This window comes from Mycobacterium sp. (assembly GCF_044223235.1).
In the GTDB taxonomy this organism is placed as follows: Bacteria; Actinomycetota; Actinomycetes; order Mycobacteriales; family Mycobacteriaceae; genus Mycobacterium.
This window is the reverse complement of the sequence record NZ_JBGAME010000016.1, coordinates 108,420-114,852: the sequence shown is the minus strand read 5'-3', so window position 1 is coordinate 114,852 and position 6,433 is coordinate 108,420. Positions and strand designations below refer to the sequence as shown.

Here is a 6,433-nt window from a genome sequence, read left to right as displayed (position 1 = left end):
GTGAACGCGGCGATCAGCGCGTCGTCGACCTTCTTCAACCCCGCACCGTCGTACAGAGTCAGCTCGACCGGCCCGGTACCCAGATCCGCGCTGACCTGCACCGGGGCGTTCTCGGCGGAACTCGTATTACCGCTGCCCGGGGGCGCACAAGCCGCCAGCACAACGATCGCCGCGCACGCTGCTGCAGCGATCCGGGCCCGAGCGGCCCTGAGCGTGTGAGCTGTGCTCATGAACTCCTCCATAGAGATCTGCATCACAATCGGAAGCGCTTCCGAAGCGTAGATCGAAAGCGCTTCCGAAAGCAACCCCCGGGCGCCTAGTATTTCTGCTGTGTCTCAGCGCCCCGCCGCCTTAAGTCTCAGCGACGTGGCCCGCGAAGCGGGCGTGTCCCTGACAACCGCGTCCCGCGCGCTCAACAACGCCTATGGCGTGTCCGCCGCGACGCGGGAGAAGGTACTCGACACTGCTCGACGCCTGGACTATGTCGTATCGCCCGATGCGGTGCGGTTGGCCAGCGGTGGCACCCGGCGCGTGGCTCTGGTGGTCCCCCACATCGAGCGTTGGTTTTTCGGGGCGATGGTCGCCGGCATCGAAAATGTTCTCTCCCAGGCCAACATCGACGTGCTGCTCTATCATGTCGGCGGACCACGGGACCGAGCCGACTTCTTCACCCGGCTACCGGCGCGGCGCAAAGTCGACGCCGTGGTCGTCGTCGCCTTTCCGGTGGACGAGGCCGAACGTGAACGGCTCGCCCTGCTGGGTGTCAGCATCATCGCCGCCGGCGGGCAGAGCGTGGAATACCCGTACGTCTGTATCGATGACTACCGCGCCGGCCGGCAAGCGGTCGATCACCTTGTTGCGCTCGGCCACCGCCGAATCGCCATGATCGCCGCCCACGATCCGGACCAGCCCGGCTGGCCAGCCCGCTCCGGTCGGTCCGAGGCCTACGCTGACGCGCTCACCCAGGCCGGTATCGAGGTGCATGACGACCTAGTGCGTGACGTCGACTGGGGCGGTACTCACGCCGCCGCAGCCATGGACGACATCCTCGACGCCACCGACCCACCGACGGCGGTCTACACACACAGCGACGAACTTGCCCTCGGTGTCATGCGCACCCTGCACCGCCGCGGACTGCAGATACCCGACGACGTCTCCGTCGTCGGCATCGACGACCACCCGTTGGCGGAACTGACCGACCTCACCACCGTGCGGCAAGCGGTCCGTGAACAAGGTGCAATCGCCGCCCGTCTGGTCCTGAACACACTCGACGGCGTCGAGCCGAACGTCGCGAGCCCCACCGCGATCACCGTCCCGACCACACTCGTCGTGCGCTCGACAACGAGCCCGCCCAAGCCGAGGGGCCGCAAGGGGATCTAGTCCGCCGGGTGACCGCGAGGTTCCGCAAACGCCACCTCTCAGCGCTGGGGCACCTGTTCGTTCGGGCGTTGGTGTTGTGCCAGACCGCGGGCAAGGTCCAGATGGACGTACCCGCTCGCAGGCCGGCTGCGAAATCGTTGACTGCGCACAGCGCGGTAGGCGGCGGCGTGGTCTTGAGCAGTCGTTCTGCGGTCTTGCTCCTGCCACGTCGAACGGCCACGGGAGGATCCGCCGGCGTGGAATAGGTTGGCCTGCTACGCGATACGTGTCTGCGAATCCGGCCGCGGGGTCCACTGCGGTGCTCGCGTCGGGTTCTCCGGCGATCACACCCGCGCGCGTGCGTCCGAGCGCGAGCAGGTGTTCGGCAGCGAGCTGCCTGCCCTGGTAGTCGTCACAGGTCACACTGGGGTGAGCGTTCGAGCGTCGGCTGACGCGCACGAAGGGTATCTCGCGGTCCCGCAGGGAGTCGGCCAGTCGGCGTCGAGGGCGGCGAAGTCCTTGAGGTATTCGACGACGCGCTCTGGTGTCGCGTGGACGGAGAACTCCTGCTGACGGTTGGCATGCAAGCGCGTACCCGCATCCGCGGCATTTCACCCACCTGTCGCATCCGGCGCGGTGACGCCCGGGTGACGTCCGCGACGGGACACTCCGGTGTGACGCGCGGGACCGCCGAGCCGTGCCCATCGGGCCGATCGTGCCCAATCCCTGGAGGGAGGTTCCGATGATCTCCACCCACCTCGTATGCGGCGGCGCTGGTCCGACACAGGCCGGCGCGCTGCCCCGGGTCGGGGAACTGTTCGGTGTGCAGCCCGACGGCGGCCTGCAATGGTTCCGCTACGACGGATCGGGCCAGCAGAGCGCTGACGGTTCAAACGGCTGGGCGGGCAACTCCGGCAAGGTTATCGGCTCTGGCTGGACGTCGCCGAAATTCGTCTGCGGGGGCGGCGACGGCGTGTTGTTCTCCGTCAGGGAGAACGCAAATCTGCTGTGGCACCGCTACGTCGGCGAGGGCACCGCCGATCCGACGGGAGCCACCGGCTGGGCGCCCAAGTCCGGCAATGCGATCGGCAGAGGATGGGCCGGTTTCCTGAACCTCGTCTGCACACCGAAGGCGGGCACCAGCCCCGCGAGCACCCTGTACGGAGTGCAGCCCAACGGCGACCTGCTGTGGTATCGCTACGTCGGCGACGGCACCGCAGACCCGACGGGAGGGACCGGCTGGGCACCGAAGTCCGGAAACCCCATCGGCAGAGGGTGGCACGGGTTCAAGATCCTCGCCGCAGCGTCCGACGTGTTGTTCGGCGTCGAGCAGAACGGGGACCTCCGGTGGTACCGGTATCAGGGCAACGGCACCGCCGACGTCACCGGAGGCACCGGCTGGCACCCCAATTCCCGCAACGTCATCGCGAAGGGCTGGCACCGTTTCGAGCGCATCGTGGGCTGCCCCGACGACCGTGGTGGCACGGGAATCGCACTGTACGCGATCGAGCCAAGCGGAAAGATGTTCTGGTACAAGTACCTCGGCAACGGTGAGCCGGACGCCACCGGAACGTCGGGCTGGCATCCCCGGTCGGGATCGCAGATCGGCCGCGGATGGTTCGGGCCGTCGGTCGTCCAGCCCGTGCACCGCCTCTCGCACACCGCAGCGGTCAATGCCGTCACCTTCAGCCCCGACGGGTCCTCAGTGGCCACCGGTGCCGATGACCGGTCCGCACGGGTCTTCGAACTGGCCGGCGGCTCCCAGCGGTCGAGGCTGGATCACGACGGGGCGGTGCGCACGGTGGTGTGGGTCGGCAACGGCCCGCTGGTGGCAACCGGCAGCGCCGACTACAGCGCCCGGCTGTTCGATTCCGTCAGCGGGGCTCAGTCCGCTCGAATCGAGCATGGCGGGGTGGTCAACGCGCTGGCTGCCAGCCCCGACGGTCAGCTGCTTGCCAGTTCGGGCGTCGACGGCGTCGTGCGGCTGACCGAGGTGGCCACTGGAACCGTCGTGCGCAGGCTCATCCACAATGCGGCGGTCACCGCCGCCGCGTTCGGCCCGGACGGCACCCGCCTGGTCACCTCGGCCGACGACGACACCGCGCGGGTCTTCAATACCGCGACCGGGGCGGAGTTGCTCACGTTGCCGCATAGCGGGGAGATCCGGGCAATCTCGGTGAGCCCAGCCGGCAATCGGCTGGGCAGCGCCTCGGCCGACGGCATCGTGCGCCTCTTCGACACCGGCTCGGGCAGCCAGGTGTGGCGGATCGTCATGCCGGCCCCGCTCAACGCGGTCACCATCAGCCCCGACGGAGCCCTGGTGGCGGTGGGGTGTGACGACGGCACCGCCCGCGCGATCGATGCCGCCAGCGGCGCCCAACGCCACCAGTTCAGCCACGGCGCACCGGTACGCGCCGTGCTCTTCGCCCCGGGTGGGGCGCTGCTCGCCACCGCAGGCGCCGACCGCACCGTCCGCCTGTGGGTGCTGGCCACCGCCTCCCAACTCGCCAGCTACCCGCACGACGGCCCCGTCACGGCACTCGCCGTCGACGGCACCGCCACCCTCTTCGCCACGGGCAGCGCCGACAGCACGGTCCGAATCTTCCGTGTTCCCCAGTGATTCCGGGTGACGGCCGGGTGACACACTGACGGCGACCATGCCAACAGTGACCGTCTGCGACGCCGTGCGCCGGCTGCACACACCGGGACCGCCGCCGCGGCGATCGCTGCCCGTTCGCGGGCGAAGCTGAGCGCCAAGATCGGAGCGCGCCAATGGCAGCCACCACAATGGTCACCGACTCGTCGTTCACCGAAGTCGTGCTGTCCTCACCACGCCCCGTCGTAGTCGACTTCTGGGCCCGCTGGTGTGGCCCATGCCGGCCCGTCGCCGCAGCGCTGGAGGAGTGGTTGCGGTTGGCCCATGGTGGCCCGGTGTGTGCGGTGGGTTTCGACACCGACGGCTCCCGGGTGCTGACCGGCAGCGCCGACACCACCGCCCGCATCTACCCCCTGCCCGCATAACAGCGACACCTCAGGATCGAGATGGCCGACAACCCCCAACCCATGCTGAGCTTCACCCACGACGACCAGGTCTCGGCGATCGCGTTCCACCCCAACGGACGCCAACTCGCGGCCATCGCCAAAAAGACCCTGCGGGTGCACACCCTGGCCGCAGGCACCCCATCGGTGAGCACCACCGCCGACTTCGAACTCTCGTCGGTGGCCTTCTCCCCCACCGGAACAACACTGGCCGCTACCGGGTTCGGCGGCTTCAAGCTGCACATGATCGCGGTCGACGCGGCCACCGGCACTGTGCGGTGGAAGAAGACCGCGGCGTCACAACAGTCGATCAAGTGCGCCTTCAACCCGGACGGCACCGCGATCCTGGTCTACGAACCCAAACTCGCGCAGCTGCTCGACCCGGCGACGGGGACACCGCGGTGGAGTTTCGCCGCGAAAGAAGGACAGACGCTGCATCGTGCGGCGTTCAGCCCGGACGGCACCACGGTGGCGATCGGCACGGGAATGGACATCCAAAGCGGAGAGATCGTTCTGCTCGACGCCGCGAATGGCACCGTCCGCAAGCGCACCGCCCGTCCGAACGCGGTCCGCAACCTCTGCTTCTTCTCGCGCACCGGCCGGTTCGTGGCCTTCGGGACCGACCGGGAAATCGGGATACTCGACACCACCAGCGAAGCGCTGAAGGTGCTGCCGCATGCCGAGGACGAACTACGCAATGTGTTGAAAATCGTTGTCAGCGGCGACGACCGGCTGATCGGCTTGATAAGCGAACGTCTGAACGGGATATTCTCGTCGGCCCGCGTGCTCGCGGCCGATGCATTGACGGTCATCCGCGACATCCCCGAGGGCTCCTTCTGGGGTCGGCTGGAGTTCGGCCGCGACTCACGCACCGTGATGACGGTGGAAGGCCAGGGTATCCGGGTGTGGGACGTGACCAGCGGGGCCGACCTGTTCAACTACGTACCCGACGACGGCGCCACCGATACCACGTTGGATCCGGTGGGTCGGTTGATCGCGGTGTCCTCCGATCGCACCGTGCGGGTCTTCGAACTGCCCGCCGCCGAACGGCTGCGGTTGGCTCATGGCGGCCCGGTGTGTGCGGTGGGTTTCGACACCGACGGCTCCCGGGTGCTGACCGGCAGCGCCGACAAACCGCCCGGGTGTTCGACCTGGCCACCGGCACACCACAATCCAGCATCACCCACAACGACGCCGCCTGGTCGCGCTATGCGCCATCCCCAAGGCCGAGCCTGGCTGCCACCGCCAGCACCAACACCACCGCCCGCATCATCGAGACACCACCGGCACCCAACGCGCCACCATCAACCACCCCGGCGCCCTGACCGCCCTTCACCGCCAGCACCGACGGCACCCGCCTGGCCACCGGTTGCACCGACGGCGCCGCACGCCCCATCGACCCCGACACCGCCACCATCGTGCGCCGCTTCGACCTCGACGACACCGTGCACGCCGTCGCATTCAACCCCGCAGGCAATCTGCTCCATCGTCGGCAGCGCCGACGGCACCGCCCGCATCTACAACACCACCACCGGCGCCGAACTGCTCAACCTGGCCCACAACGGCGCCGTCCACGCCGTCGCCTTCAACCGCAGGCACCCGCCTGGCCACCGCCGCCGCCGATGCCACCGCCCGCATCTTCGACACCACCACCGGCACCCAACTGCACACCCTGCCCCACAACGGTCTCGTCACCGCCGTCGCCTTCACCACCGACGCCACCCGCCTGGCCACCGCCGCCGCCGACAACACCGCCCGCATCTTCGACACCACCACCGGCACCCAACTGCACACCCTGCCCCACAACGGCCCCGTGCACGCCGTCGCCTTCACCACCGACGCCACCCGCCTGATCACCGCCGCCGCCGATGCCACCGCCCGCATCTACGACACCACCACCGGCACCGAACTCCGCAAACTCACCCACGACGGCCCCGTCACCGCCCTGGCCATCGACCCCACCAACACCACCCTGGCCACCGCCAGCACCGACACCACCGCCCGCATCTACCCCCTGCCCGCATAACAGCGACAC

The 6,433-nt window shown here is 68.7% G+C and carries 6 protein-coding genes and 4 pseudogenes; 6 read left to right on the top strand and 4 right to left on the bottom strand.

The features are described from left to right. Positions 1–230 (bottom strand): annotated as a pseudogene (locus tag ADBZ6K_RS18415) (carbohydrate ABC transporter substrate-binding protein); the annotation flags it as partial. A gap of 100 nt (positions 231–330) precedes the next feature. On the opposite strand from ADBZ6K_RS18415, the gene ADBZ6K_RS18410 reads away from it, so the two are divergent. Continuing rightward, positions 331–1,380, top strand: a complete 1,050-nt coding sequence (locus tag ADBZ6K_RS18410; RefSeq protein ID WP_526349268.1) for a LacI family DNA-binding transcriptional regulator — start codon at positions 331–333, stop codon at positions 1,378–1,380. A 243-nt stretch (positions 1,381–1,623) separates the two neighbouring features. Here ADBZ6K_RS18410 and ADBZ6K_RS18405 read toward each other — a convergent pair. Next, positions 1,624–2,064: pseudogene (locus ADBZ6K_RS18405) on the bottom strand (hypothetical protein); the annotation flags it as partial. 37 nt (positions 2,065–2,101) lie between these two features. Between ADBZ6K_RS18405 and ADBZ6K_RS18400 the strand changes: the two are divergent. Next, positions 2,102–3,979 carry a WD40 repeat domain-containing protein gene (locus ADBZ6K_RS18400; RefSeq protein WP_526349266.1) on the top strand — a complete coding sequence of 626 codons (1,878 nt, stop codon included), beginning with the start codon at positions 2,102–2,104 and terminating at the stop codon, positions 3,977–3,979. 152 nt (positions 3,980–4,131) lie between these two features. Further along, entirely contained in the window at positions 4,132–4,380 is a 249-nt protein-coding gene (locus tag ADBZ6K_RS18395) for a thioredoxin domain-containing protein (protein ID WP_526349264.1), read from the top strand. On the opposite strand, the gene ADBZ6K_RS18390 is transcribed toward ADBZ6K_RS18395, so the two are convergent. Then, positions 4,362–4,634, bottom strand: a complete 273-nt coding sequence (locus ADBZ6K_RS18390; protein WP_526349262.1) for a hypothetical protein — start codon at positions 4,632–4,634, stop codon at positions 4,362–4,364. The two genes, ADBZ6K_RS18395 and ADBZ6K_RS18390, sit on opposite strands and share 19 nt — an antisense overlap. Here ADBZ6K_RS18390 and ADBZ6K_RS18385 point away from each other — a divergent pair. Next, positions 4,516–4,893, top strand: a pseudogene (locus tag ADBZ6K_RS18385) (WD40 repeat domain-containing protein); the annotation flags it as partial. The gene ADBZ6K_RS18390 and the pseudogene ADBZ6K_RS18385 sit on opposite strands and share 119 nt — an antisense overlap. Before the next feature lie 712 nt (positions 4,894–5,605). On the opposite strand, the gene ADBZ6K_RS18380 reads toward ADBZ6K_RS18385, so the two are convergent. Next, a complete protein-coding gene (locus tag ADBZ6K_RS18380; protein ID WP_526349284.1) occupies positions 5,606–5,842 on the bottom strand; it encodes a hypothetical protein in 237 nt (78 codons plus the stop codon). Between ADBZ6K_RS18380 and ADBZ6K_RS18375 the strand changes: the two are divergent. Next, positions 5,768–6,112: pseudogene (locus ADBZ6K_RS18375) on the top strand (hypothetical protein); the annotation flags it as partial. The gene ADBZ6K_RS18380 and the pseudogene ADBZ6K_RS18375 overlap by 75 nt on opposite strands. Before the next feature lie 99 nt (positions 6,113–6,211). Further along, positions 6,212–6,424: a WD40 repeat domain-containing protein gene (locus ADBZ6K_RS18370; RefSeq protein ID WP_526349282.1), complete on the top strand. Its 213-nt coding sequence runs from the start codon at positions 6,212–6,214 to the stop codon at positions 6,422–6,424. The last annotated feature ends 9 nt before the right edge of the window (positions 6,425–6,433 follow it).

Coding starts and splice junctions, on each gene's coding strand:
- ADBZ6K_RS18395 (WP_526349264.1), top strand. CDS start 4,132: ATGGCAGCCACCACAATGGTCACCGACTCGTCGTTCACCGAAGTCGTG.
- ADBZ6K_RS18400 (WP_526349266.1), top strand. CDS start 2,102: ATGATCTCCACCCACCTCGTATGCGGCGGCGCTGGTCCGACACAGGCC.